Genomic DNA, 26,103 nt, shown 5'->3' with positions numbered 1-26,103 from the left:
CGAGGGCAGCGCGCGCAGGAAATGGGGAAAGAACGCCCCAGCGCCCCTCGTTCCCTACTCGCGTACCCTGTCGAGGTGACCTGGATGCGGAAACGTGACCACAATGTGCTGACCAACGCCGCATCGCTGCTCATATGTGGCCTGTTGGCTGGCGTGGTGGTCGCTGCGGCGGCCTTCCCCGCGGTGGCGATGTCCGGCTTGGCCGCCAAGGCCGGCGCCGAGACATTCGGTGCCCTGCCCACGGAGCTGACGGTGGCTCGCGCGCCGCAGATCAGCTACCTGCTGGCCTCGGACGGCAAGACGCCGCTCGCGACGATGTACGACGAGAACCGGCGGGACGTGAAGCTCGCCGACATCTCGCCGTACATGCAGAAGGCCATCATCGCGGCCGAGGACCATGACTTCTACAAGCACAACGGCGTCGACATCAACGGTGTCGCCCGCGCGTTCGTGAACAACCAGAACGAGAGCGCCGGCCGGCAGGGCGCCTCGACGCTGACCATGCAGTACGTCCGGCTGGCCATCGCCTACTCGGCGACCCACCCGGCCGACGTGGTCGCGGCGACCGAGGACACCAGCGCCCGCAAGCTCCGCGAAATGCGGCTGGCCCTCCAGGTCGACAAGGAATTCTCCAAGGACGAGATCCTCACCCGCTACCTCAACCTCGCTTCGTTCGGCAACGGCGCGTACGGCATCTACGCCGCCAGCCAGGTCTACTTCGGAAAGCCGCCGAGCAAGCTGAAGATCGAGGAAGCGGCGCTGCTGGCCGGCATGGTGAAGGCGCCCACCACCAACGACCCGACCACCAAGGCCGGTTACCCGCTCGCACTGGACCGGCGCAACTACGTCATCCAGAACATGCTCGACATCAAGTCCATCACCCAGCAGGAGGCCGACGCGGCCAAGGCGACCAAGCTGGTGGTGAAGGACAAGCGCACCCCGAACGGCTGCGTCGCCGCCAACGTCAACAGCTGGGGCTTCTTCTGCGACTACTTCTACCGCTGGTGGATGCAGGAGGAGACGTTCGGCTCGACCACGTACGACCGGGAGCGGCGGCTCAAGAGCGGCGGCTACACCGTCGTGACGTCGATCGACGTTCAGGCGCAGAAGGGCGCGGACGCGGCCGTCCGCAGGGCCAAGAGCGAGAACAGCAAGGAAGCCGCCATGGTCGCGGTGGTGGAGCCCGGCACCGGGCGGGTCCGGGCGCTCGCGGTCAACCGGCAGTTCAAGCTCGACGACCCGAAGAACCCGAAGAACAAGATCTCCAGTGATCCGGCGAAGAGCAAGAAGGGCATCCGGGGCAACTATCCGGCGACGGTGAACCCGCTGCTCACCGGTGGCGACGGCATCGCCGGCTACCAGGCCGGCTCGACCTTCAAGATCTTCAGCATCGTGGCGGCGCTGGAGAAGGGCATTCCGCTCAGCTACACGATCAATGCGCCACAGCAGTTCAAGTCGGAATACATCATCGACAGCAGCAGCCCGGCGGCCTGCAAGGGGACGCACTTCTACTGCCCGACCAACTCCGGTCTTAAGGCCGGCGGCGTGCAGACCATGTGGAGCGCGTTCTCCCAGTCGGTCAACACGTACTTCGTCCCGCTGCAGCAGCAGGTGGGCGCGGAGAACGTGGTCGACGCCGCCAAGCGGGCCGGCATCCAGTTCCGGGCCAGCAGCGACGCCAAGTTCGCCGGCACCAAGGACGCCGCCCACCAGTGGGGCGCGTTCACCCTGGGCGTCTCCTCGACCACGCCGTTGGACCTGGCCAACGCGTACGCCACCCTCGCGGCTGACGGCAAGTACTGCGAGCCGATCCCGGTGCAGGAGATCCGGGACCCGGAGGGCAAGAAGCTGGACATCGCCAACCCGCGCTGCGAGAAGCGGTTCAGCACCGAGGTCGCCCGGGCCGCCGTGGACGCCGCCCGCTGCCCGGTCGGCGACAACTCCAGGACCAGCAAGTGTGGCGGCAGCCGCACGGCCGGGGTGGTGAAGGGCATCGTCGACGCGCCGGTGGCCGGCAAGTCCGGCACCACCGACTCGGAGAAGACGGCCGCCCTGGTCGCGATGACCAAGCAGTACGCGGTGGCTGGCATCATGGCCGACCCGGACTGGCCGCAGACCAACGTCAAGATGAAGCACAAGGAGAAGGACGGCATCAACCCGCCGGTGTACGAGACGCTGCGGGATGCGATGAAGGGCAAGCCCCGCGTCAACTTCGAACCGCCGGGGCAGAAGATCTCCGAAGGTGACCAGCGCAGCATCCCCGACGTGAAATGCGTGTCGGTGGAGACCGCGAAGTCCCGGATCAAGGGCGCCGGCTTCGAGCCGGTCGTCTCCGAGACGAAGGTCCCCTCGTCCTGCAAGGCGGGCGACGCGGCCGGCACCAGCCCGGACGGGCGCACCATCAAGGGCGGCGTGGTCACCATCCAGATCAGCAGCGGCGGCGGGGCCACCCCGCCGGGCACCACCACCCCGGGGCAACCCGGTAACCCGCCCGGTCGACCCGGCGCGGGCCGCCCAGGCGGCTGAGGTAGCGCGGACGCACGAACGGGCGGGCACCCACTGCGGGTGCCCGCCCGTTCGCCTGTCGGGACTACTCCGGTACGAGACTGCGGCGGTGCCGTCGGGTCAGAGGCCGAGCTGTCGGCGTACCTCGGCGGCCACCCTGCCCCCCTCGGCCTGACCGGCCACCGCGGCCTGGGCCGACTTCATCGCCGGGCCCATCTGGGCCTTACCGGTGAAGCCGCCCGCGGCGAGCGCGCCCGTGACCAACTCGGTCAGCTCGGCATCGGAGAGCTGCTTGGGCAGGTAGCGGTCCAGCACCTCGCCCTCGGCGGTCTCCTTCGCGGCCTGCTCGGCGCGGCCGGCGTCGGCGAAGGCGGTGGCCGCCTCCCGGCGCTTCTTGGCTTCCTTGGTCAGCACCGCGAGCACCTCGTCGTCGGTGAGCTCGCGCTTGGCCTTGCCGGCGACCTCGGCGGTGCCGACGGCGGCCAGGGCCATCCGCAGCGTGGAGGTGGTCAGCTCGTCGCGCGCCTTGAGCGCGGAACGCATGTCGGCAGTGAGGCGGTCCTTCAGCGTGCTCATGGACGGTCAAACTACCCTGAACGCCATGCGAAAGCGCACACTATTCCGACTCGCCGCCGGAACCGCCGCAGTCGGCGCGGCCACCCTCGCGTACGCGTCGCTCATCGAGCGCAACATGTTCACCCTGCGGCGGTACGACGTACCGATGCTGCCGGCCGACGCGGAGCCGCTTCGCGTGCTGCACCTGTCGGACCTGCACATGATGCCCAACCAGGCGCGCAAGCAGCGCTGGGTGGCGTCGCTGGCCGCACTCGACCCGGACCTGGTCGTGGTGACCGGCGACAACATGGCACACCCGGGCGCCGTGCCGGGGGTGCTGCGGGCGCTCCAACCACTACTGGACTACCCGGGCGCGTTCGTGTTCGGGTCCAACGACTACACCGGGCCGGTGTGGAAGAACCCGTTCACCTACTTCCTGCCCGACCGGGAGTACACCGAGGGCGCCGAGCTGCCCTACGAGGAGCTGCGCCAGGTGTTCACCGGCGCCGGCTGGGTGGACCTCAACAACGCCCGGACCCTGCTGAAGGCCGGCGGCCGGCAGCTCGACCTGGCCGGCGTGGACGACCCACACATCGACCGGGACGATTATGAAGCGGTGTCCGGCAGGGTCTCGTCCTCGGCCGACCTGTCCATCGCGCTGGCACACTCACCCGAGCCTCGGGTGCTCGACCAGATGGCCGCCGACGGCTTCGGGCTGCTGCTGGCCGGGCACACCCACGGCGGGCAGGTCTGCGTACCGGGCGCCGGAGCACTGGTGACCAACTGCGGCCTGCCCCGCTCGATGGCGCGCGGACTGCACCGGTGGCCGGGCTCGGACTCCTGGCTGCACGTCTCTGCCGGCCTCGGCACCCACCCGACCGCCCCGGTCCGCTTCGCCTGCCCCCCGGAGGCGAGCATCCTCACCCTGATCCCCCGCTGACCGCTACTTCGCCGCCGGGCCGGGCGCCCGGCGTCAAGATCCGCACAACTTCAGGGAAATAGGTGCCTCACCGCGCTGGGAGGCCACTACATCCCTGAGCTTGTCTCATCCTGTTTGGGCTGGTGGGGTGGTGTTGACAGGACGAGTCGTGGGGTCGCGGCGCTGGTCAGGGTGTGGTGATCTTCGCTGATGATCGACTGCCCTCGGGAAGGTTCGATCTGTTCCGGTGTTGCGCGTGGCTCATAGCAGGGCCCTCGGTGAGGGTTGCAGGTCGTGACACACGACAACACGCCCACCGAGGGCCATGCTCTGGTCTACCAGGTCCATCTGCCCTTGTCGACGAAGTCGCTGACCATGATCACTCAAGCGATCCGCCGGTATCGCCGTGGTGTGCGCTCGCGGTGGCGCAAGCTGCCCGATGAGCAGGTCGCCCTCATCGTGCTGGCCGTGCTCCGCCATGATCAGCGTCCCGCCGACCTCGCCGCCGCCTACGGGGTGTCGCATCACAGCGTGCGCCGCTGGGTTCGGCAAACCATCACCACTCTCGCCGCGATGGCGCCCCGCCTGGACCGAGTCCTCACCCACACCGCCCGCACCAGCAGTGAGGACCCGCTGCTGTTCGACGGCACCTGCCTGCCCGTGCACCGCCCGAGCGGCCGCGCCGAACGACGCCTGTGGTGCGGCAAACACAAGGCTCACCACCTACGCGTACTCACCCTCACCGACCACCACGGCCGGCTGCTCTGGATCTCCGCCGCCGCCGGCGCCCGCACCCACGAAGCCACCCAAGCCAAACGCCTACGCCTACCCACCCGGCTACGCCGTCATGACCTCGCCGTCATCTGCGACCGCATCCACACCCGCCTCGACGACCAACCCGAGAACCCCACCGTCATCACCGGACGACGCGGCAACCGCCACCACCCCCTCACCCCCGCCCAACACAGCGTGAACACCCTGCTCAGCCGCGAACGCGCGGCCAATGAACACGCCCACGCTCACCTCAAGAACTGGCGCATCCTCACCCGACTACGCCACGGCTGGCGCCCACACGCCACCACCCTGCTACGCGCCCTACTCGTGCTGACCAACACCGAAATCAACCGCTAGACAGATGATCAACACCGAAGATCCACACCCGCACACCAGCACCCCAACCACACCACCACGACCTGTCAACCATCCCTGAGCAGCCCAAACAGGATGAGACAAGCTCCCTGAAGTTGTGCGGATCTTGGCTGCTCCGGGCGGGGTCTGGCCGGCGGGGGTACCGAGTTTGACCATCGCGGCGGGTGGGCTACTATTTGTCGGCACGCCTCGGGGTGTGGCGCAGCTTGGTAGCGCGCTTCGTTCGGGACGAAGAGGTCGTCGGTTCGAATCCGGCCACCCCGACCAGAGGTAACAGCAGGTCAAGGCCCCTCCACCGAGGGGCCTTGATTCGTTTCCGGCGAGCACCGCTCTCTTGCGGCGGCGATCCACGCGAACACCCCTGCGATTTGGGTCACGAGTCGAAAGCGCGACTGGTGGTCCTACGTCATTGACGTCTGGTCGTGGCCCCTCACCTTCGCCGCGTCGTTGGCCGGCACCCAATCGGACACAGCGCCACGTCGCGTACGAGTGCCGAAGAACCCGGAACCCGGGGTTCGACGGGCAACCGTGTCCGGTGCGGCGACGGAGACGTCCAGTGAATGCTGCCGTCGCGGCTGACGTCTCAGCAACGCCCCGCTGACTAGCATCGACCGCGATGGAGCTGCTGGAACGCGCGGACGCGCTCGCCACCCTGGACGGGCTGCTGGCCTCCCCCGGCGGCGCGATCGCGCTCGTCGCGGGCGAGGCAGGTGCCGGCAAGTCCACCCTGGTCGGTGCATTCGCGGCGACGGCCGGGGCCAGGGTGCTCTGGGGCAGCTGTGACCCGCTGCTGACCCCACGGGCGCTTGGCCCCGTGCACGACATCGCCCGGCAGGTCGGCGGCGTACTCGCGGAACGACTGAGCGCGCTGCACACGGCGGCGGAGGCCGAACGCCGCGACGCCGTGTTCGACGCGCTCCTCGACGAGCTGACCGATTCCCGGCCCGGACGCCGAACGGTGATGGTGGTGGAGGACGCGCACTGGGCGGACGGGGCCACCCTGGACCTCATCGCGTACCTGGGGCGGCGGCTGACCCGCCACCCGGCGTTGCTCGTGCTCACCCTGCGCGACGACGAGGTCGGGGCGGAGCATCCACTGCACGCCGTGCTCGCGGGCCTGCCCCGGCCAGTGGTCCGCCGGTTGCCGCTGCCCGCCCTGTCCACCGATGCCGTCGCGGAGCTGGCTCGGCGCGCCGGCCGCGCCCCGGGAGGGTTGTACCAGGCCACCGGCGGGAACCCGCTGCTGGTCACCGAGGTGCTGGCCGCGACCGGCCCGGGTGTGCCGCCGACCGTACGCGATCTGGTGCTGGCCCGACTGGCCGCGTTGTCGCCGTCGGCCCGGGAGGTCGCCGCCCTGGTCTCGGTGGTCCCGTCCCGGGCCGAGCCGTACCTGCTCGACGGTCACCCATCGGCTGCCGTGCAGGAGTGCCTGGATCGGGGGGTGCTGGTGCCGGTGGGCAATACGGTGGCGTTCCGGCACGAACTGCTGGGCCGGGCGGTACGCGAGTCACTCTCCCCGGTGCACCGGGTCGCGCTGCATGCCGCCGTGCTGGCCCGACTCACGCCCCGGGCGGATGTGGACGCCGCCCGGCTGGTGCACCACGCTCACCACGCGGACGATCCGCTGGCCGTGCTGCACTGGGCGCCCGTGGCGGCCCAACGGGCCAGCCGGGCGGGCGCGCACCGGCAGGCAGCGGACCACTACAGCGTCGCGCTCCCCCACGCCGCGGGCCTGCCGGGATCGCGCCGGGCCGAGTTGCTGGAGGCGTACGCGACCGCCGCGTACCTCGCCGGGTTGGCCGCGCAGGCGCTGGACGCCCGGCGGGCCGCGCTCGCCCTGCGGGAGGCCGACGGCGATCCGCTGCGGATCGGCGAGAACCTGCGCTGGGTGTCGCGTCTCTGCTGGTGGACCGGGGACAGCCCGGCGGCCCGGACGGCGGGTACCCGAGCGGTTCAGGTGCTGGAGTCCGCGACCCCCGGCAGGCAGTTGGCGATGGCCTACAGCAACATGTCGCAGCTGCTCATGCTCGCCGACGACAACGGCCGGGCCATCGAATGGGGTGACCGGGCCCGGAAGCTGGCCCGGCGGCTCGGCGACGTGGAGACCGAGGCGCACGCCCTGGTCAACGTCGGCTCGGCCCGCCTCCAGAGCGGTGATGTCGCCGGCATCATCGAGCTGGAACGCGGGCACGCCCTGGCCGTCGCACACCACCTCGACGATCACGCGGCCCGGGCGCTGGTCAACCTGGCCACCATGTCGCTGGAGTGGCACCGGATCGGGCCGGCTGCCGAGGCCCTGGACCGGGCGTTGCGCTTCACCACGACCCGGGACCTCGACGGGTACGCCCGGCACCTGCTCGGCTACCGGTCCCGGCTGCGGCTGACGACCGGCGACTGGGCCGGTGCCCGCGCCGACGCCGAACGGGCGCTGACCGGCACCGCGCAGCCCGGGGGGAGCCTGGTCCCGGCCCTGGTCGCACTGGGCCTGCTCGACGCGCGTCGGGGCGAGGCGACCACTGGCGAGCATCTGGACAAGGCGGCGCGCTGGGCGGCGCAGAGCCGGGAACTCCAGTTCGTCGTGCCGGTCGCCGCGGCCCTGGCGGAACGACACTGGCTAGCCGGCGAGCCGGCACCGGCGGTACCCGAGCTGAGCCGTGCCCACCGGCTCGCCGTCGACGCGGGCCAACCCTGGTACGCCGGCGAGCTGGCGTACTGGCTGTGGCGGGTCGGCGAGCCGTTCGGGGACACCGGCGCGCTGGCGTCGCCCTACCGGCGGCTGATCGAGGGTGACTGGGCCGGTGCGGCCGAGGAGTGGCACCAGCTCGGCTGCCCGTACTCCCAGGCGGAGGCGCTGGCCTGCGGCGACGACCCGGCGGCCGCCGAGGCGCTGCGGATCCTGGACGGGCTGGGCGCGACCGCCGTGGCCCGCAGGGTCCGGGCCGAGCTGCGCGGCCGTGGGATGGCCCGGGTGCCGAGGGGGCCGCGCCCGGCGACAGCCGCGCACCCGACGGGCCTGACCGCCCGGCAGCGGGAGGTGCTGGCGCTGCTCGCCGAAGGGCTCAGCAACGCCGAGATCGCGGCCCGACTGTCGCTCTCCGCCCGGACCGTCGGCCACCACGTGTCGGCGGTGCTGGACAAGCTCGCGGTGCCCAGCCGGGGCCAGGCGGCCGCGGCGGCCCGCCGGCAGGGCCTGGTGCCCCCAACATAGGTGTTTCTACCGATCCCCCGGAGTGCCACCCCGCCTACCGTCGGTGACACACCGAACCGTCCGAGGGGGACCACTGATGACTACCGCAATCGATCTCAACGCCGTCAAGGCACGCCAGCAGGTGACCTGGGCCAGCGGCGACTACGGCGCGGTCGCCGCGCTCATCCACCCGATCTCCGAATGGCTGGTCGCGGCGGCCGATCTGTCGGCCGGCGCCCGGGTACTCGACGTGGCGACCGGCACCGGCAACGCGGCCATCGCCGCCGCCCGCTGCGGCTGTGCGGTGACCGGCGTCGACTACGTACCCGAACTGCTGGAACGCGGCCACGCCCGGGCGGCGGCGGAACGGCTGCCGGTCACCTTCGTGACCGGTGACGCGGAGCGGTTGGCGTATCCCGACGGCACCTTCGACGCGGTGCTCTCCGTCGTCGGCGTGATGTTCGCGCCGGACCAGGAGCGGGCGGCCGCCGAGCTGGTCCGGGTCTGCCGGCCCGGCGGCACGGTGGCGTTGGCGTCGTGGACGCCGCAGGGGTTCATCGGCGAACTGTTCCGCACGGTGGGGCGGCACGTGCCGCCGCCGGCAGGGCTGCGCCCGCCGGTCCAGTGGGGCGACGAGGGCCGGGTCCGCGAGTTGCTCGGCGGGGCCGTGGGTGAAGTGCGGGCGGTACGCCGGGAGTTCGTCTTCCGCTTCGGCACCCCGGAGGAGTTCGCCAACTTCTTCCGGGCCAACTACGGGCCGACGCTGAAGGCGTTCGAGGCGCTGCCCGAGGAACGGCGACCGCACCTGCACGCCGACCTGGTGGAGCTGGCCCGGACGCACAACCGGGCCACCGACGCCACCGTGCGGATCCCGGCGGAGTACCTGGAGGTGGTGGCCGAGCGGACGGCCTGATCCGGGTCAGAACGCGATCGGTCACCCGGGGGAACGGCCGGAGCCGGCACCGCCAAACGGTGCCGGCTCCGGGTCGGAACGGTTGGTCAGGAGGCGGCGGCGATGAAGTAACCCGCCTGGTCGACAATCACGTCCGTGCTGCCCGAACTGGCGTTGTACAGCGTCACCGCACCCAACTCGACCCCGATGACGGCCATGTTGGAGGCCGTCTCACCCGCGACAAAGTTGACATTCGACGCGGTCGGCCGCGGCTTGCTGTACGGGTAACCGATGAGCACGCCAGCGGTGGTCGGCCCAGTAACCGTCAGGTTGACCACCACCGCGGTCGGACACTGCAGGACGGCGCTGGCACAGGAACGGTTGAGTTGCACGTTCTCCGGGTTGAAGCCGATCGACGAGTTCGGCGCGACCGGCCCCACCGGGCGGTACGACAGGCCGGTGCCGTCCCGCGTGTCGGCCACCCGGCGCGGGCCGTACGGCACGTAGGTCTGGTCAGCGCCAGAGGCCGTGGAGCCGAACCAGCCGGCCAGGTCGGCGATCACGTGCACGGTGCCGGAGCTCTGGTTGTAGATGTTCACCTTGCCGTTGACGACCGGCACCATCACCAGGTTGGGGATCGTCTGCCCTGCCACGAAGTTCAGGTTGGACGCGACCGGCACCAACGAACCACCGGGGTACACCTTCAGGACTCCGGCGGCTGTCGGCGCGGTGACCGTCACGTTCAGGATCGCGGCGGTCGCGTCGGTAGGAATCTTTGACGACAGGTCGATCTGCCGCGACGTGTCCGGCAGGTACGGGCCGGTCGTGCCCTCGCGGCTGTCGGCCACCCGCACCGGGGTGAGCGGCTTGAATCCGGAGCCATTCGCGCCGTACCAACCCTGCAGGTCAGCGATGACGTGCACGGTGCCGCTGCTGCTGTTGCGGAACCGGATCCCCCCGCTCGTCAGCGGAACGGTGACCAGGTTCGGCACCGTCTCGTTGGCGACGTAGTTGACGCTCGACGCACTCGGCACCGTGGTGCCGTCCGGGTAGACGGTGAGGAAGCCGGCCGTCGTCGGCTGGGTCGCCGTCACGTTCAGCACCACCGCGTCGATGCTCGCCGCCGGCACACCACCGATGCTCGAAACCGGCAGCAGCACCTCGGAGTTGGGCCCGACCGGCACGGAGGTGCCGGCCCCGATCCCGGACCGGGTGTCCAGCAGACGGGTCGGGGTGACCGGGTTGTACCGGGCGCCGACCACGGTGCAGCCACCCCTGACTGGGTTGAATTCGGGGATGACCCGATAACCGTTCCCGCTCGCATACACCCGCACGCATGCCTGGCCGGCCCGGCGCACCGTCTGCTCGTGCACCGGGCCGCCCGCCACCTGGACGAAGCGGTCGCCGGTCAGGTGATAGCCGAAGGTGCCGCCAGTCGTCTCCACCGGCCACGAGCCTGTCCAGGGCAGCCGGGTCACGATGTCGTACGGACCGCCGCCCACCTTTCGGCTGACGGTGACGGTGTCGCCGCCGGTCCACGGGCTCGCGATCTCGACCGCGCCGCGGTCGCGGTATCCCGAACCGGTGCCCGTGTTCGGCACCTCCGGCACATCGGCGCGGGAGTTACCGAGCAGGTCAAGCGGGCCGGAGCCGACCGCACCCGCGTCGGCCGAGTCGACCGCTGGCGACGTGCGATCGAGGTCGATCCACGGCCGCTCGGTCCCCTGCTGCGGCTTGAGCTTCGGATCGGCGGCGATGTCGTGGGCGCCCTGGCCGGTAGCCGCGCGGAATGCCGCGAGCTCGGTGTGCGAAGTCTCCCCCCAGGCGTACAGGGCGCCGCCGCTCGCCGGGTCGATCAGGTTGTAGTCGGCAACGCTCTGCCCGACCGACGCCGCAGAGAGCGCGATCGCGGTGGCAGCCGTCGGGTCGTCGCATGCGGCGGGCACGCTGCCGGACAGGTCGGCGGCCTGCACGATGTTGTTCCGGATGTCCACCCCCGGCGAGGCGCCGGTCACCGTGATACCCGAGGTGCAGCCAGTCACCAGGGTGTTCCCGGTGATCGCCGTGCCGGGGGCATCGGTGACCGTCAGGCCACCCCGGAACTGGTTTCCGGTGACCACGGCACCGGTCACACCGGCGCCGACCGCCACCCCGGGCGCACCGGACGCGCCGAACCAGCCCCGACTGACGGTCACGTCACTGGACGCTCCCGTGACACGTACCCCGACCACGCCGGCCGGCGAACGGACCGTGAGTTCGTCCACGGTCACCCGGGTCGAGCCGTCGATCAGGACCGGCTCAGCGGACCCCGACGTCCGGACGGAAAAGCCCTCAACCGTGACGTCGTGCACGCCGCTGAGCGAGAATGCGCTGCCTCCGGAGGCGGGCGCGCTCAACGTGACGAAGCCCTGCGGACCGTTCACCGCCCGGAAGGTGATCGGCGCACCGCTGGTACCCGAGCGGGTGATAGCCACCTTTTCCACATAGGAACCGGCCTGCACCAGGACGGTCTGACCCGGCTGCGCAACCGCTGCGGCAGCCGAGACAGTGCAGTACGGACGATCGACCGTCCCGTCGGCCGCACTGGCGGGGTACGGGCAGTACGTCCTGCTGACGTACAGCTCATACCCCGCCGCAGCCTGCCCGGCGGCCGGGGCCTGCCCGGCGGCCGGCGCCGCTCCCGCAGGCGTCGTCGGCGCGACCAGGCCGACACCACCCACCAGCGGTACGACCACGATTGACCACAGTCTTCTTCTCATCAACAGCCCCCGCTGGATTGATCGCGTTTGCGGACGGCAGCCTATACCGACGGTTGGCTATGCGTGGACCGACGACCGGCACAGTTCGGACCCACGGGACGGGGTGTGTGACACGGCCGCCCATCGAGGTGCAATGGACGGCCGTAGGTAGTCGACTGATCAGGATGCGGCGCTGATGAAGTAGCCCGCCTGGTCGACGATCACGTGGGTGGAGCCGGAGGTGTTGTTGAACAGCACGACGAGCCCGTATTCACCGACGCCGACGATGGCGTGGTTGGTGGCGGTTTCACCGGCGACGTAGTTGACGTTCGACGCGGTTGGCTGGTCGGGTCCGTTCGGGTGGGCGGTGAGCACGCCGGCCTTGGTCGGTGCGGTGACGGTCAGGTTTGCCACCAGCGCCGTCGGCTGTGGCGCGCTCTTGTCGCCCCTTGGGTCGAGGAAGGGCACGGCCAGCGCACCCCAGCCGTACGGCCCGAGCGGCACCCCTTCGCCTCTCCGGGTGTCGTAGATCCGGGTCGGGCCGAACGGCACGAAGACGTCCGTGGCGCCGCCACCGAACCAGCCGGCGAGGTCGGCCACCACATGGGTACGGCCGGAGCTGACGTTCTGGATGGCCACCTTGCCGTTGACCACCGGCACCATGACGAGATTGGGGATGGTCTGCCCGGCGACGAAGTTCAGGTTCGACGCCACCGGCACCGCCGTGCCGTACGGGTGGACGGTGAGCACGCCACTGGTCGTCGGCGCGGTCACGGTCACGTTGAGCACGGCAGCCGTGGCGCCCGCCGGGATCCGACCGGACAGGTCCAGCGTCCGACCACTGTTCGGCGCGAACGCCGAGTTGCCGGCGCTGCGGGTGTCCAACACCCGCAACGGAGCGACCGACCGGAACCCGGAACCACTGGCCGAGTAGTAACCCTGCAGGTCGGCGACGACGTGCACCGTGCCGCTCGACTTGTTGACGATCGTCACCTCGCGGGCATCCAGTACCGGCACGGTGACCAGGTTCGGCACCGTCTCGCCGGAGACGAAGTTGACGCTCGACACGTCGGCCGGTCCACCCACCGGGAATACCTGCAGGAACCCGGCGGCGGTCGGTTGGGTGGCGGTCACGTTCAACACGACGGCGCTGACGTCCTTCTCCGGTACGCCGTTGAGCGGCGTAAGCGACAGCGTGGCCGCCTGGTTGGGCGGGATCGGCACGGTCCCGTATCTTCCGATCCCAGCACGGGTGTCGAGCACCCGTTGCGGCGACACCGGCGTGTAGGCGGCACCCAGCACGAGGCAGGTCGTCACGGGAGTCTCCCGGAACTTCCGGAAGTCGTTGAAGCTGACCTGGTGCGCTTCGCAGACCCTGCCGGCACGGCGGAAGCGGTGGTCCTCGGGCCCCAGCGGCAGCACCCGACGGTTGTTCTCATCGCTCCAGTTACGCGACACCTTGCCCAACGGGCCGTCGATGGTCCATGCGGTGGTGACGGAGAGCTCGACGGTCACGTCCAGAGGAGTGCCGCCCGCCTTCCGCCGGATCGGCAGCTCCTTGACCGTCACCGGTCCCTGGGCCTCGACCGCTCCCCGGTCGTGGTAGCCCGAACCGGTGCCGGTGTTGGCCTTCGCCGGGTCGTCCGTGTGCGGGTTGTCCAGCAGATCGGTACGGGAGACACCCTCGGCGGTGGCGTCGGCCGAGTCGACGGCCGGAGAGTTCGGGCTGATCTCGTAGTACGGCCGCTCCACGGCATCCGCCGCCCGCAACCAGGGGACCGCGGCGATGTCGTGAGCGCCGTGACCGGTGGCGGCGACGAACGCAGGCAGGCTGGTGTACTCGGTGGCGCCCCAACGGTAGAGCGGGCCGCCGCTGGCCGGCTCGATCAGGTTGTAGTCCGCCACCGTCTGCGGAACGCTCTCGGCCGAGACGGCGATGGCGGTCGCCTCCGACGGCGTCTCGCACGCCTCTGCATCACTGAGCGCACCGGTGGCGGTCTCCAGGATGTTGTTCCGGATCGACACGCCCGGCGAGGTGCCGGTGACGTTTACCGCCAGGGTGCAGTCGGTCTCCAGGGTGTTGCCGACGATCTTCGTACCCGGCGCGTCCCGCACCGTGATCCCGCTCTGGGTGAAGGTGCTGGCTGTCACCACGGCACCACTCACCCCCGGGTCCACCACCAGTCCGCTGCCCGACCGGAACGCGCCACGACTCACCGTGACGTCCAGGGAAGCGCCGGTGATCCGGACCGCTGCCGGGGCGTCGTACTCGGAGGCGACCAGCCGGTCGAGGGTGATCCGGGAGGAACCGTCGACGAGGACCGCCTCGGCCGTGCCCTCACCGGCCGCCAGAAAGCCATCGAGGACCACGTCGTGCACCCCGGGCAGAGTGAAGGCACTCTCGTTGCCGTTGCCGCCTCGCCGCTTGCCCACCTTGACCACGGTGGCGCTGCGGCCCGGCCCGTTCACCGCCCGGAAGGTGATCGGAGCACCCTCGGTCCCCGACCGGGTGACCACCACCGACTCCCGGTAGTCACCGGGCCGGACCAGGACGGTCTCGCCGGGTCGGACCACGTCCGCGGCCTGGGAGATGGTGCAGAAGGGGTTGGAGGCGCTGCCGTTCCCGTCGTTCGCACAGTTGGCGGAGTCGACGTACCGCTCGGCAGCGGCGGCGGCCGGCACGGGGGCAGCGACGGGTGTCTGCGCGACGGCGGGCGCGGGTGCCGCCGCCGACAGGGGCAGCGCCGGGGCCACCAGGCTCGCGCCAACAGCCAGCGGTACGAGCGTTAGCCGTGCCATTACAGATCGTGTCATCGACCATCCCCGCGACAAGTGGATCTTCAGTAGCGGCGAGAGCCTATACCGATGCCCGCGAATGCGGGCCATGTCGATCGGACGATCCACCACGCCCGGTCAGCCGGAACACCCCGGCCGCTGGGTCAGGACGCGGCGGCGATGAAATAGCCCGACTGGTCGACGATGACGTGGGACGTACCCCCGCTGTTGTGGAAAATGTCGACGCCGGAGCCCACGGCGACCAAGGCGGCGTTCGACGCGGTCTCACCCGCGACGAAGTTGACGTTCGAGGCGGTGGGCCGCTGCCCGCCGCCGGGATGAAGGGTGAGCACGCCCGCCGTGGTCGGTGCGGTCACGGTCACGTTGCCCACCAGCGCCGTCGGGGTCGGGCAGGCCGGCGCGCAGACCACGCCGCTCTGGAACGGCGCGAACCGGACGGTCTCCCGGGCGGCGAGTGGAGCCGGCGCGCGGCCGGGCAGCCCGATGCTGTATCGGGTGTCGACGATCCGCATCGGCGTGATCGGCACGAACGTCTGGGTGGCGTCCGGGCTGAACCAGCCGGCCAGGTCCGCGACCACGTGTGTGGTGCCGGAGCTGTTGTTGAAGATGTTGACCCGGCCGTTCACCACCGGCACGGTGACCAGGTTGGGGATGGTCTGCCCGGCGACGAAGTTGAGGTTCGACGCGGTTGGTGCCGCCGAGCCGTACGGGAAGACCGTGAGCACCCCGCTCGTGGTCGGAGCGGTGACCGTCACGGAGAGCACGGCCGCCTTCGCGCTGGCGGGCAATCGCCCGGACAGGTCGAGCGGGCGGATGCCCTTGGCCGGGATCGGCGCGCCAGCTCCCTCCCGGGTGTCGAGCACCCGCGTCGGCGACATCGACGCGAAGCCGGACCCGGTCGCGGCGTAGAAGCCCTGGAGGTCGGCGACCAGGTGGACGGTGCCCGAGCTGGCGTTGTCGAAGAGAGCGGACCCGTCGAGGACGGGCACGGTGACCTGGTTCGGCACCGTCTCCCCGCTCACGAAGTTGATGCTGGACGAGGTGCTCCAGCCGCCGCTCGGGTAGACGCTGATGAAACCCGAGGCGCTTGGCTGGGTCACCGTCACGTTGAGCACGACCGCGCTGATGTCCGTCCCGGGAATCCCGGCGATGCTGCCGATCGGCAGCTCGACCGTTCCGTTCGCGGCGACCGGTCGGGTGTCGGGCACACCGATCCGGGATCGGGTATCCAGGACCCGGGTCGGCGCCACCGGTATGTAGCGTGCACCGACCTGGGTGCAGATCCGTTCGTCGTACGAGGTGGGCAGCCGGAAGTCGGTCTGAGAGGTCTGCACCCGGACGCAGACTTCGCCGGCTCGCCGCAGCGTGTACTCCGCCGTGGCGGAGTCGGTCACCCGCCAGAACGGCTCGCCGTGGAGGTGGTAGGCGTACAGGGTCCGCTCCCGCTCGACCGGCCAGACGGAGTGCGTGCCCGACCGGGCGACCACGTCGAGCGTGCCGCCGCCGACCTTGCGCTCGACACGTAGCGGGTCCTGAGTGACGGCACCCCGTGCCTCCACCGCTCCCCGATCGCGGTATCCGCTGCCGGTGCCGATGTTCGGCATGGCCGGATCGTCGGTGTAGGACCCGTCGAGCATGTCGGTGGCGCCGGGGGCGTTCGCCTCGGCGGAGTCCCGGGCGGGAGACCCGTCCCCGGTCACCAGGTAGTGACGGTCCACGCCGGTCGCCCAGGTGAGCTTCGGGTCGGCCGCCAGGTCGTGGGCGGCCTGCCCGGTCGCCGCGACGAATGCGGCGAGGGTCGGGTAGTCGGTGCCCGCCCAGGAGTAGGGCGCCCCTCCGCCGAGCGGGTCGATCAGGTTGTAGTCGGTGCTGGTCCCCGCCACCGACTCGGCGGACACCCGGATGCCGGTGGCGTTCGCCGGAGTGAGGCAGCGACCGCGCAGGCGAGCCGTGACGACGATGTTGTTGCGAATCGTGGCACCCGGTGAACTGCCAGCCAGCTGGATGCCGTACCTGCAGTCGACGTGGATCGTGTTGCCCGTGATCGTGAGGCGGGGAGCGTTCGCCGCGGCCAGGCCGGAGTTGTCGAGCTGGTTGGCGGTGATCACCGTGTCGGTGACGCCTGACTCAACGGACACCGAAGGGCCCTGCCAGGTGCGGACGAAGCTTCGGCTGACGGTCACCCGGCTCGACGTGCCGCTGATCCGCACTCCGTTGGGACCGGAACTGCCGGTGTAGATGGTGACCTTGTCGAGGCGGACCCGGTGGGAGTCCCGCACTGTGACGGCGTCGGCGACGTTGGCCCCGAAGACGACCAGGCCCTCCACCGTCACGTCGTGCACGCCGGTGAGGTCCAGGATGGTCCCGGTGATGGCCCCGGTGGCGTATCTGCCGACCCGCACCATCTCCGAGTTGACATTGACCGCGCGGAAGGTGATCGGCGCGGACTCAGTGCCGGATCGGGTGAACCGGACGTTCTCCTGGTATTCCCCCGGGTGCACCAGGACCGTCTGGCCCGGGCCGGCCACCGCAGCCGCCTCCGATATGGTGCAGAACGGTCGCTTCACGCTGCCGTCACCGCTGCCCTGGCACCACAGCTCGCTGACGTGCAGTTCACCTGCGACCGCCGAGGCGGTGACCGGCGCGGGCGCCGCCGAGGCGGGCGCCGCGGGCCCCACCAGGGCCGCACCCCCCGTCAGTGGTACGAGTGCGAGGCGTGCCCACCGTCGGATGTCCATCAAGCGCCCCCGTGACAATCCCATCCACCGATTTCACTGAGCGTATCCGTGACAGTTCCAATGCGGACAGCGTCGATCGGCCGTTAACCTGCGCCGATCAGCCCACTGGATGGTTCACCCGGGCCGCCTCAACGGCACCTGGCGGGATCGTTAGGCCGGAGCGTCTCAGTCGTGCCGTTCGGTGCGCTCGATCTCGGCGAACGCCGCGCTCAGGTATGCGTCGACCTGCCGAGCCGTGCCCGCGAGCAGGTCGACCACGAGCAGCGGGGCGTGCCGGGCGAGCGCCGCCGGGTCGGGCGGGGAGTCGTCCTCGCCCGGGTCGTACACACCGAGCGCCCCGGCCAGCAGGACCAGCACGACGTGCGGGTCGACGTCCGGTCGCCACGGGGCTGCCGAGCGCACACACCGCGCCAGCACCTGCCGGATGTCGTCGCCGTCCAGCCCGTCCGGGTGGGTCTCCTCCAACAGCAGCCGCACCACGGCGCCGAGGACCAGACCCGAACGCTCGGCGGCGGCGAGGCGCGCGGTCGCCACCTCGTACGCCTCGGTGTCCTGGGCCTTCGCGGCCTCGACCGCGTCGCTGGCGGCGCCGGCGATCTCGCGGGCCGATGCGGGCAGGTGTCGCCAGGTCACGCTCACCGGGCCAGCATGGCAGAGCACACCGACAGCCCTCGCCGCGGTAAACGGTTCGCGATCGTCACACCCGGCGAACAGAATGCCGGAATGTTGCGTCGCGCCCTACCTCGCCGTTCGGAAGCTCGCCGACTCCTCATCGGCACCCTGCTGTCGGCGATCGGGCGCGGCCTGACCCTGCCGTTCCTGTTCATCTACCTGACCGACGTACGCGGGCTCACCGACACCCGGGCCGGGCTGGTGATCGGCTGGTACGGCGCGGTCACCCTGGCCCTGTCGCCGCTGGGCGGGACACTGATCGACCGGTTCGGCGCCCGCCGGGTGGTGGTGCCGTGTCTGCTGATCGAGGCGGTCGGCACCGGCTCACTGGCGCTGGTCAACTCGACCGGCTCGGCCCTGCTGGTGATGACGGTGGTCGCCATCGGCAGCTCGGCCATCTGGTCCGGGCAGAACACCATCCTCGCCTCACTGACCGACGACGACGAACGGCAGCGCGTCTTCGGGCTGAACTTCGCCCTGCTCAACCTCGGCATCGGTATCGGCGGCATGACCTCCGGCGCGATCGTCGACACGGCCCGACCCGGCACCTTCGAGACGGTCTACGTGCTCGACGCGGTGAGCTACCTGATGCCGGCGCTGATCCTGCTCACCCTGCCCGGCGTCGGCCACCGACTCGGCCATCGTCGGACCGGCGACGAGCCATCGCCCGGCGGCTACCTGACCGTGCTCCGCGACCGCCCGTTCCGCCGGCTGGTGATCTTCGGGCTGGTCCTCACCACCTGCGGGTACGCCCAGATCGAGGTGGGCTTCGCCGCGTACGCCGTGCGGGTCGTCGAGGTGACGCCCCAGGTGGTCGCCTGGGCACTCGCGGCCAACACGGTGATGATCGTGCTCGCCCAACTCCTGGTGATCCGCCGGATCGAGGGGCGCAGTCGCACCGGTGCGCTCGTCGTGGTCGGGGCGGTGTTCGCTGCCGCCTGGCTGGTCCTCGGCGCCGGCGGCCTGGTCAGCACCGGAAACGCCGTGGTGGCCGCCCTGTGCGTGGTGGCCTGCTCGGCGATCTTCGGCTTCGGCGAGACGATGCTGTCGCCGGTGATGCCCGCGCTGACCAACGCGCTGGCCACCGACGAGCTGCGCGGGCGGTACAACGCGATGAGTTCGATGATCTTCGGGATCAGTGGCGTGATCGGCCCGGTGACCGCCGGCCCGCTCATGGGCGCCGCCGACGGCAGGGTCTGGGTGGCGACGGTGGTCGGCGGCTGCCTGGTCGCCTCGCTGATCGCGCTCTCGCTGCGCCGACTGCTCACCGCCGCCCAGGACGGCCGAGCGACGACCGCACCGACCGCACCCGTCCCAGCCGCCGCCCACGCCTGACCCCGCCCGCGCTAAGCCGCCGCCGCGCTAAGCCGGGGCCACGCCACGCCACGCAAGATCGTGCTCGATCCAGGATGTAGTGGCGTCGGTGCGCCGGGAGGCCACTACATCCTGGATCGAGCGTGATCATGCCGCCGCTGGCGGCCGGGAACGGCGGGCACGGTGTGCGGCGGGGCGCGCCGGGCACGGCGGGGCGCGGTGTGCGCGGTGGGGCGCGGTGTGGGGCAGGCGCGGCGGGCGCGGTGTGGGGCAGGCGCGGTGGGCGCGGTGTGCGCCGGAGACGGGTCGGGCCCCGGAGCGGATGCTCCGGGGCCCGATCGTCACGGGGTCGTCCGTCAGGCGGCGGGGACCTCGGCGGTGGTGCGGATCCGATCCAGCGTCGGCGCGGAGACCGGCGACTGCGCGGTCAGGTACGCCACGAACGCGTCCAGGTCGATCTGCCCGGTGACCAGGTTCGTCCCGCCGGTGAGGGCACTGAACCCGTCACCGCCGCCGGCCAGGAAGTTGTTCACCGTCACCCGGTAGGTGGCGGCGGTGTCGACCGCGGTGCCGCCGAGGGTGAGGCTGCCCCGGACCACCCGGGTGCCCGCGCACGGGTCCGCCACGGTGCCGGTGGTGCCGTTCGGGTCGACCACGTAACCGACGGTCGAGGACGGGTACAGCGTCCGGCCAGTGACGAACTGCTGCTCCAGGACGCAGTAGAGCTGCGCACCGGTCAGGTCCAGCGTCACCAGGTTGTTGGCGAACGGCTGCACCGTGAACGCCTCCTCGTAGGTGACCAGGCCGGCGTCGAGGTCGGCCCGTACCCCGCCCGGGTTCATGAAGGCGGCGACGGCGCCCTGCTCGTCGTCGGTGGCGGCGAACTGCGCGTCGGCGATCAGGTTGCCCAGCGGGGACTCGCCCAGACTCGTACCGAAGAGGGTTTCCTGGCTCCGGGTGATCGCCTGGGTGGTCTCGCCGACCTGGCGGCCGGCGACCGGGCCGAGCACGGTCTTGTACCGGTTGATCAGGGCGGTCTGCTTCGGGTCCTTGGCCACGTCCCGGCTGACCACGACGTTCTCCGCGGCGGCGGAGAGCACGTCCCCGGTCCGACGGTCGATCTTGAGGTCGATGTCGGTGACCAGGCGACCGAACGAGCTGGCGCTGGTGACCAGCTTGCCGTTGATGTCGCAGTTGTACGCCTGGTGGGTGTGCCCGCTGACCACCACGTCGATCGACGGGTCCATCCGGTTGGTGATGTCCACGATGGGCCCGGTCATGCCGACGCAGTCGTTGATGCCGCCGGTTGCGGCCTGGGTGCCGCCCTCGTGCAGCAGCACGACGATCGCCTCCACACCCTGGCGGCGCAACTCGCGGGCGTACCGGTTGGCGGTGACCGCCTCGTCGGCGAAGGTGAGGCCGGCGACGCCCTGCTGGCTGACGATCTCCGGGGTGCCCTCCAGGGTCATCCCGATGAAGCCGACCTTGACGCCCTGCACCTTGTGGATCGCGTACGGCGCCATCAGCGGCTTGCCGGTCGCGGTCTTGAAGGCGTTCGCGGACAGGTACTGGAACCCGGCGCCCTGGTACGGGGTGCCGTCGGCGCAGCCGTCCACCGGGTGGCAGCCGCCGTTCTGGATCCGCAGCAGCTCGGCGGCGCCCTCGTCGAACTCGTGGTTGCCGACGCTGGCGTAGTCCAGCCCGGCCATGCTCAGCGCCTCGATGGTCGGCTCGTCGTGGAACGCGGCGGAGAGCAGCGGCGACGCGCCGATCAGGTCACCGGCGGCGACCGTGATGGTGTTCTTCTTCTTGGCGGCGGCGCGCAGCTCGGCCAGGTGGGTCGACAGGAACTCGACACCGCCCGCGGCCTGCCCGGCGATGGTGCCGCTGGACCCGCTCGGGGGTTCGAGGTTGCCGTGGAAGTCGTTGAGGGCCAGCAGGGTGACGTCGACCGGCTTCGGCCTCGCGTCGGCCTGCTCGGGGCTGGTGGCGACCGCGCCGAACGCGGCCACCGCGAGTGCGGTCAGGCCGACGGCGGCCCGACGCATCCCGGGGATGGACATGAAACTCCTCATGAGAATCGGCGCGTGCGGTGCCCGGACTGTGGGTCGACCGGGCCGCCGACCGACGCCGTCGGAAGGATCGATCGCGGATGCCGGCGGTTGGGATCGCCGCCCGCCCGGACAGCCTCTCATCCGGACGCCGACCGGTCGACCCGGCAGCACGTCAGTGCTGCGAATATGCCCGGACGGTCGGATGACGCCGACGTGACCGACGGTTGACCGCACGTCGCCGGACGTCGCTGTCGCCCGGGTCCAGACAGGATGGGACAGCCGGCGTGGCCCGGGGTGTCAGTCGACGGCGAGCGCCTCGGTGACCAGCGTCGTGACGGCGTCCGGCGGCCAGCCGTCCGCGACCCCGGGGCGCTGCGCCAGGTAGCTGGCGATCCGCCTGGCCGGCCAGCCGTGCGACTCGCGCAGCCCTCGGGCGATCATGCTGAGGTAGACCGGCGCGGGCGGCCGGCACCGCTTGGCGGACGCGGGCTCCGGGGCGGTGAAGGTGAGCATCGGCAGCCCGGTGTGCTGGCCCGGGCAGACCAGCGTCTCGTAGCGCCCGGGGCCGAGCGTGGCCCGTCCCTCGGCGACGGCCGCATCGATCGCCGCGCCGGTCGCCGGGACCAGGTCGGCCGTGTCACCCGTTGGCCGGTACATCTCCTGCGCCGCGATGTCGGTGAACTGCTCGACGGTGACCAGGTAGGCGCGGGCCGCGGCCACGCCCGGTAGCTGCGGGTCGTAGAAGGCCATGCCGCCGGTCCAGGCACCGGACTCGCCGGCGAAGTAGATCCCGCCGGGCAGCGACACCGGCACCGATCGGCTCGGTGGGCGGGGGTCCCGGCAGCCCGGGTACGTCCGTCGCCCGCCGGGCGGGCAGCCGCCGCGGATGTACCACGCCAACCGGGCGGCGTGCATGTTCGAGCCGTACGCGACGTACCAGACCAGCCGCTCTTCGGTGTCGACCAAGACGGGTGCCCTCAGAAGCCGCAGGTCTGGCCTGCGGAGTGGCTGACCTGGACCGTGTGCGTCACGCAACCGCCCGACTCGACCAGGTGCAGAAGGAACGCGGTCGGCTCGGCGACCCAGCCGATCTGCTCGTCGGCGCTCATGGTGAGCGTGCTCTGCCGCCAGGTGCTGGGTGCCACGGTGAGCACCGTGCCGGCGTACCCCGTGGTGACCGAGCGGTGCAGGTGCCCGGCGGCGACGCGTACGACGTGCCGGTGCCGGCCGATCACCTCGGCGAGCGCGTCGGAGTCGGCGAGCCGGATGGCGTCGGCCACCGGGATGCCGACCGCGACCGGCGGGTGGTGCAGGCAGACCACGGCGGGCACCTCGGGCCGGCCGGCCAGCACGCCGTCGAGCCAGCCGAGCTGCTCCTCGCCAAGTTGGCCGGCGTCGCTGCCGGGGATGAGCGAGTCGAGCACCACGACGGTCGCCGCCTCGTGGTCCACGTGGTAGTAGGCGGAGAACCCGCCGCCGAGCCAGGGTGTGCCACCGAAGGCGTCGAGCAGCGACTCCCGGTCGTCGTGGTTGCCGGTGACCAGGTGCACCGGCAGCGGGAACCGGCCGATCAGCTCGCGCAGCGCGGCGTACTCGTCGGGCCGGCCGTGGTCGACCAGGTCACCGGTGATCACCACGCAGTCGGGTCGGGGCCGCAGCGCCAGCACCCGGCCGAACGCGCGGTGCAGCCCCGCGGCTGGTTCGGCGGCGAGCAGGCCGGTGGTCAGATGCGGGTCACTGAGCTGGGCGATGAGCACGTGCCGCCTCCTCGGTGCGGGAGTTTCCACGCTATCGGCGATGGATGCCTCCCGGGGTCCCGCGCCCACAGGCTGCGTCCACAGCCTGTGGATAGCACATGTGTACGAAGCTGGCCGACGCCCGGATCACCCTGGGTACGCTTGATCTCACGGCTCGGCGCCGGCCGACCCCTCCCCTACCTGGAACGACGTGCGAGTGGATCATCAGCAAGTCATCCGTGACGTCTCCGTCCGCCTGCCGATGGCGTCGAGCACGCCGGAGGCCTGTCGGTGGACGGTCAACGCGCTGGCCCACCACACCCCGGCGACCATCTCCGTGCTGCTGGAGGTCCACGACCGGCTGCGCTGCGTCGCGGCGACCGGCGCCTGGCAGGTCTTCGCCACCGTGCCGACGCGGACCGGGATCGTCGGCCGGGTGTACGCCACCGCCACCACCGCCGTCGTCCCGGATGTCACCGCCGATCCGGACTATCTGCCGGTACGCCCGGACGTGACCGCAGAGCTGTGCGTACCGGTGCTGGACCCGGCGGGCCGGGCGATCGGCGTCCTCGACCTGCAGTGGAGCGAGCCCGTCGACCTGGAGCCGTGGCGGCAGACCGCCCAGCGACTGGCCGCCCGGCTCGGCGCGAGGATCGTCGCGCTCGGCGGCCCGCCAGCGGAGAGTCCCAGCGAGAAGCTGCTCCGGCACGCCGCCGCACTCTCCTCGGCGCCAACCGAGGGGGCCGTGCTCGCTGCGGCGACCTGCGCCGCCCGTGAGGTCTCCACGCTCTCCACGGCGGTGCTGCTGATCGCCGGCCCGGAGGGCGCCGAGATCGGGCCGCCGCCACTGGTCCCCGGCGAGTTGGAGACCCGGATCCGGGCCGAGCTGACCGAGGCGACTCCGGCCGCGCTCGACCGGATGGTCGACCGGACACACCGGTACGGCGCGGGATACACGCTGGGCGAGGCGGAGCACCCACCGACTGCGGACTACCGGCCGCTGACCAGGGCCGGGGTGCGCACACTGATCGCCGTACCGGTCGGACCGTCGGACGCTGGCGGGGTGTTGCTGGTCGCCGACGAGCGGTTGCTGCGCCCGGACCCGACCACGGTCAGTCTGATGGAACTGCTCGCCGGGCAGGCCTGGACCAACCTGGCCCGGCTGCGCACGCTGGCGCGGCTGCGGGAGCAGGCCAGCTCGGACCCGCTGACCGGGCTGCGGCACACCGGCCCGTTCGGGCAGCGGATCGCGGCGGCGACCCCGGGGCGTACGGCCCTGCTGGCGATCGACGTGGACGGCTTCAAGATCGTCAACGACACGTACGGCCACCAGGCCGGCGACCGGGTGCTGGTCGGGCTGGCTCGGGCGTTGGAGGGGGCGCTGCGGCACGGTGACGAGTTGTACCGGATCGGCGGCGACGAGTTCGTCGCGGTGATCGAGGTGAGCCGCCCGGAGGAGGCGGTCCGGATCGCCGAGCGGCTGACCGAGGCGGCCCGGCGCACCGGCCGCACGATCAGCGTGGGCGTCGCGCTGCCCCACCCCGGCGAGTCCCCCGACCGCACCCTCCGCCGCGCCGACCAGGCCCTCTACGCCGTGAAACGCCAGGGCCGAGACGGCGTCCACCTGTCCGCCGCCTAACCCCCACCCCCACCCCCACCCCCACCCCCACCAGCGTCGATCATGGAGTTGTGGTGCGTCCCAAAAGGGGCGTGATTGGATCTAACGCCCACCACGACTCCATGATCGACGCTGGGAGGTGGTGGGGTAGGGAGGGCGAGGGAGGTTACTGGGTCAGGTCCTTGGCCAGGAGTTCGCCGATCTGGGCGGTGTTGAGGGCGGCGCCCTTGCGGAGGTTGTCGCCGGTGATGAAGAGGTCCAGGGCGCGTGGGTCGTCGAGGGCGCGGCGGATCCGGCCGACCCAGGACGGGTCCGTGCCGACCGCGTCGATCGGCATCGGGAACTCTCCCGCGGCCGGATCGTCGACCAGGATCACTCCGGGGGCGTTGCGCAGCGCCTCGCGGGCGCCCTCGGCGTCCACCTCGGTGGCGAAGACCGCGTGTACGGCCACCGAGTGGCCGGTCACCACCGGCACCCGCACGCAGGTGGCGGAGACCTTGAGGTCGGGCAGGCCGAGGATCTTCCGCGACTCGTTGCGGACCTTCATCTCCTCCGACGACCAGCCGCCGTCGGCCGGCGAGCCGGCCCAGGGCACCACGTTGAGCGCCAGCGGCGCCGGGAACGGGCCCAGGTCGTCGCCGACCGCCTGCCGGACGTCGCCGGTCCGCGAGCCGAGCAACCGGTCCCCGGCGACCTTGGTGAGCTGGTCGTGCAGGATGTCGACGCCGGCCTGGCCGGACCCGGAGACCGCCTGGTACGAGGCGAGCACCAACTCCCGCAGGCCGTACTCACGGTGCAGCGGGGCGACCGCGATGATCATCGTGAGGGTGGTGCAGTTGGCGTTCGCGATGATGCCCCGGGGCCGGTTACGGACCTGCTCCGGGTTGATCTCCGGGACCACCAGCGGGACATCCCGGTCCATCCGGAAGGCGCCGGAGTTGTCCACCGCGATCGCGCCGCGGGCGACGGCGATCGGCGCCCACTCGGCGGAGACCTCGTCGGGTACGTCGAACATCGCCACGTCGACGCCGTCGAACGCCTCCGGGGTCAGCGCCTGGACGACGAGATCCTCACCCCGGCAGCGCACCCGCCGCCCGACGGAGCGCTCGGAGGCGAGCAGGCGGATCTCACCCCAGACGTTGCGACGCCCGGTGAGCAGCTCACACATCACGGTGCCGACGGCACCGGTCGCTCCGACCACTGCGAGGGTGGGCAGCGCCGTCATCGGCG

16 protein-coding genes and 1 tRNA gene are annotated in these 26,103 nt (G+C 71.3%); 8 read left to right on the top strand and 9 right to left on the bottom strand.

The features are described from left to right. The first annotated feature begins 84 nt into the window (after positions 1-84). Complete coding sequence (locus OG990_RS31120) at positions 85-2,526, top strand: penicillin-binding protein (protein ID WP_406078021.1); 2,442 nt, start codon at positions 85-87, stop codon at positions 2,524-2,526. Between the two features lie 99 nt (positions 2,527-2,625). Here the strand turns inward: OG990_RS31120 and OG990_RS31115 are convergent, their stop codons facing one another. After that, positions 2,626-3,081 carry a GatB/YqeY domain-containing protein gene (locus tag OG990_RS31115; protein ID WP_328421326.1) on the bottom strand — a complete coding sequence of 152 codons (456 nt, stop codon included), beginning with the start codon at positions 3,079-3,081 and terminating at the stop codon, positions 2,626-2,628. Positions 3,082-3,106: 25 nt separating this feature from the next. On the opposite strand from OG990_RS31115, the gene OG990_RS31110 reads away from it, so the two are divergent. From OG990_RS31110 to OG990_RS31090, 5 genes are all read left to right on the top strand, one after another. Further along, positions 3,107-4,000 carry a metallophosphoesterase gene (locus OG990_RS31110; protein WP_406078020.1) on the top strand — a complete coding sequence of 298 codons (894 nt, stop codon included), beginning with the start codon at positions 3,107-3,109 and terminating at the stop codon, positions 3,998-4,000. 273 nt (positions 4,001-4,273) lie between these two features. Beyond that, positions 4,274-5,110, top strand: coding sequence for a transposase family protein (locus OG990_RS31105; RefSeq protein ID WP_406077537.1), 837 nt, complete (start codon positions 4,274-4,276; stop codon positions 5,108-5,110). A gap of 208 nt (positions 5,111-5,318) precedes the next feature. Then, a tRNA-Pro gene (locus OG990_RS31100) sits at positions 5,319-5,395 on the top strand. A 349-nt stretch (positions 5,396-5,744) separates the two neighbouring features. Next, positions 5,745-8,336 carry an ATP-binding protein gene (locus OG990_RS31095; RefSeq protein ID WP_406078019.1) on the top strand — a complete coding sequence of 864 codons (2,592 nt, stop codon included), beginning with the start codon at positions 5,745-5,747 and terminating at the stop codon, positions 8,334-8,336. Between the two features lie 76 nt (positions 8,337-8,412). Then, on the top strand, positions 8,413-9,228 hold the full coding sequence (locus OG990_RS31090; RefSeq protein WP_406078018.1) for a class I SAM-dependent methyltransferase: 816 nt from the start codon (positions 8,413-8,415) through the stop codon (positions 9,226-9,228). Between the two features lie 86 nt (positions 9,229-9,314). Here OG990_RS31090 and OG990_RS31085 read toward each other — a convergent pair whose 3' ends face one another. The 4 genes from OG990_RS31085 to OG990_RS31070 all read right to left on the bottom strand — a co-directional run bounded on the left by OG990_RS31085 (position 9,315) and on the right by OG990_RS31070 (position 18,118). Next, positions 9,315-11,966: a right-handed parallel beta-helix repeat-containing protein gene (locus OG990_RS31085; protein ID WP_406078017.1), complete on the bottom strand. Its 2,652-nt coding sequence runs from the start codon at positions 11,964-11,966 to the stop codon at positions 9,315-9,317. A 159-nt stretch (positions 11,967-12,125) separates the two neighbouring features. Continuing rightward, positions 12,126-14,759: a hypothetical protein gene (locus OG990_RS31080; RefSeq protein ID WP_406078016.1), complete on the bottom strand. Its 2,634-nt coding sequence runs from the start codon at positions 14,757-14,759 to the stop codon at positions 12,126-12,128. A gap of 125 nt (positions 14,760-14,884) precedes the next feature. Further along, positions 14,885-17,419 carry a right-handed parallel beta-helix repeat-containing protein gene (locus tag OG990_RS31075; protein ID WP_406078015.1) on the bottom strand — a complete coding sequence of 845 codons (2,535 nt, stop codon included), beginning with the start codon at positions 17,417-17,419 and terminating at the stop codon, positions 14,885-14,887. A gap of 225 nt (positions 17,420-17,644) precedes the next feature. Further along, positions 17,645-18,118, bottom strand: coding sequence for a hypothetical protein (locus OG990_RS31070; protein WP_355601999.1), 474 nt, complete (start codon positions 18,116-18,118; stop codon positions 17,645-17,647). A gap of 84 nt (positions 18,119-18,202) precedes the next feature. Between OG990_RS31070 and OG990_RS31065 the strand changes: the two genes are divergently transcribed. Next, a complete protein-coding gene (locus OG990_RS31065; RefSeq protein WP_328421340.1) occupies positions 18,203-19,486 on the top strand; it encodes an MFS transporter in 1,284 nt (427 codons plus the stop codon). Positions 19,487-19,821: 335 nt separating this feature from the next. Here the strand turns inward: OG990_RS31065 and OG990_RS31060 are convergent, their stop codons facing one another. From OG990_RS31060 to OG990_RS31050, 3 genes are all read right to left on the bottom strand, one after another. Continuing rightward, positions 19,822-21,528 carry a bifunctional metallophosphatase/5'-nucleotidase gene (locus OG990_RS31060; RefSeq protein WP_328421342.1) on the bottom strand — a complete coding sequence of 569 codons (1,707 nt, stop codon included), beginning with the start codon at positions 21,526-21,528 and terminating at the stop codon, positions 19,822-19,824. A gap of 288 nt (positions 21,529-21,816) precedes the next feature. Then, positions 21,817-22,485, bottom strand: a complete 669-nt coding sequence (locus OG990_RS31055) for a histone deacetylase (protein ID WP_406078014.1) — start codon at positions 22,483-22,485, stop codon at positions 21,817-21,819. A gap of 11 nt (positions 22,486-22,496) precedes the next feature. Continuing rightward, positions 22,497-23,276, bottom strand: coding sequence for a phosphodiesterase (locus tag OG990_RS31050; protein WP_406078013.1), 780 nt, complete (start codon positions 23,274-23,276; stop codon positions 22,497-22,499). Between the two features lie 196 nt (positions 23,277-23,472). Here OG990_RS31050 and OG990_RS31045 point away from each other — a divergent pair, with 196 nt between their 5' ends. Continuing rightward, positions 23,473-24,894, top strand: a complete 1,422-nt coding sequence (locus OG990_RS31045) for a diguanylate cyclase (protein WP_406078012.1) — start codon at positions 23,473-23,475, stop codon at positions 24,892-24,894. A gap of 145 nt (positions 24,895-25,039) precedes the next feature. Here OG990_RS31045 and OG990_RS31040 read toward each other — a convergent pair whose 3' ends face one another. Continuing rightward, positions 25,040-26,098 carry an aspartate-semialdehyde dehydrogenase gene (locus tag OG990_RS31040; RefSeq protein ID WP_328421350.1) on the bottom strand — a complete coding sequence of 353 codons (1,059 nt, stop codon included), beginning with the start codon at positions 26,096-26,098 and terminating at the stop codon, positions 25,040-25,042. Between the last annotated feature and the right edge of the window lie 5 nt (positions 26,099-26,103).

Source organism: Micromonospora sp. NBC_00858 (assembly GCF_045207365.1).
Classification (GTDB): domain Bacteria; phylum Actinomycetota; class Actinomycetes; order Mycobacteriales; family Micromonosporaceae; genus Micromonospora.
This window is presented reverse-complemented; position numbering and strand designations above follow the sequence as displayed.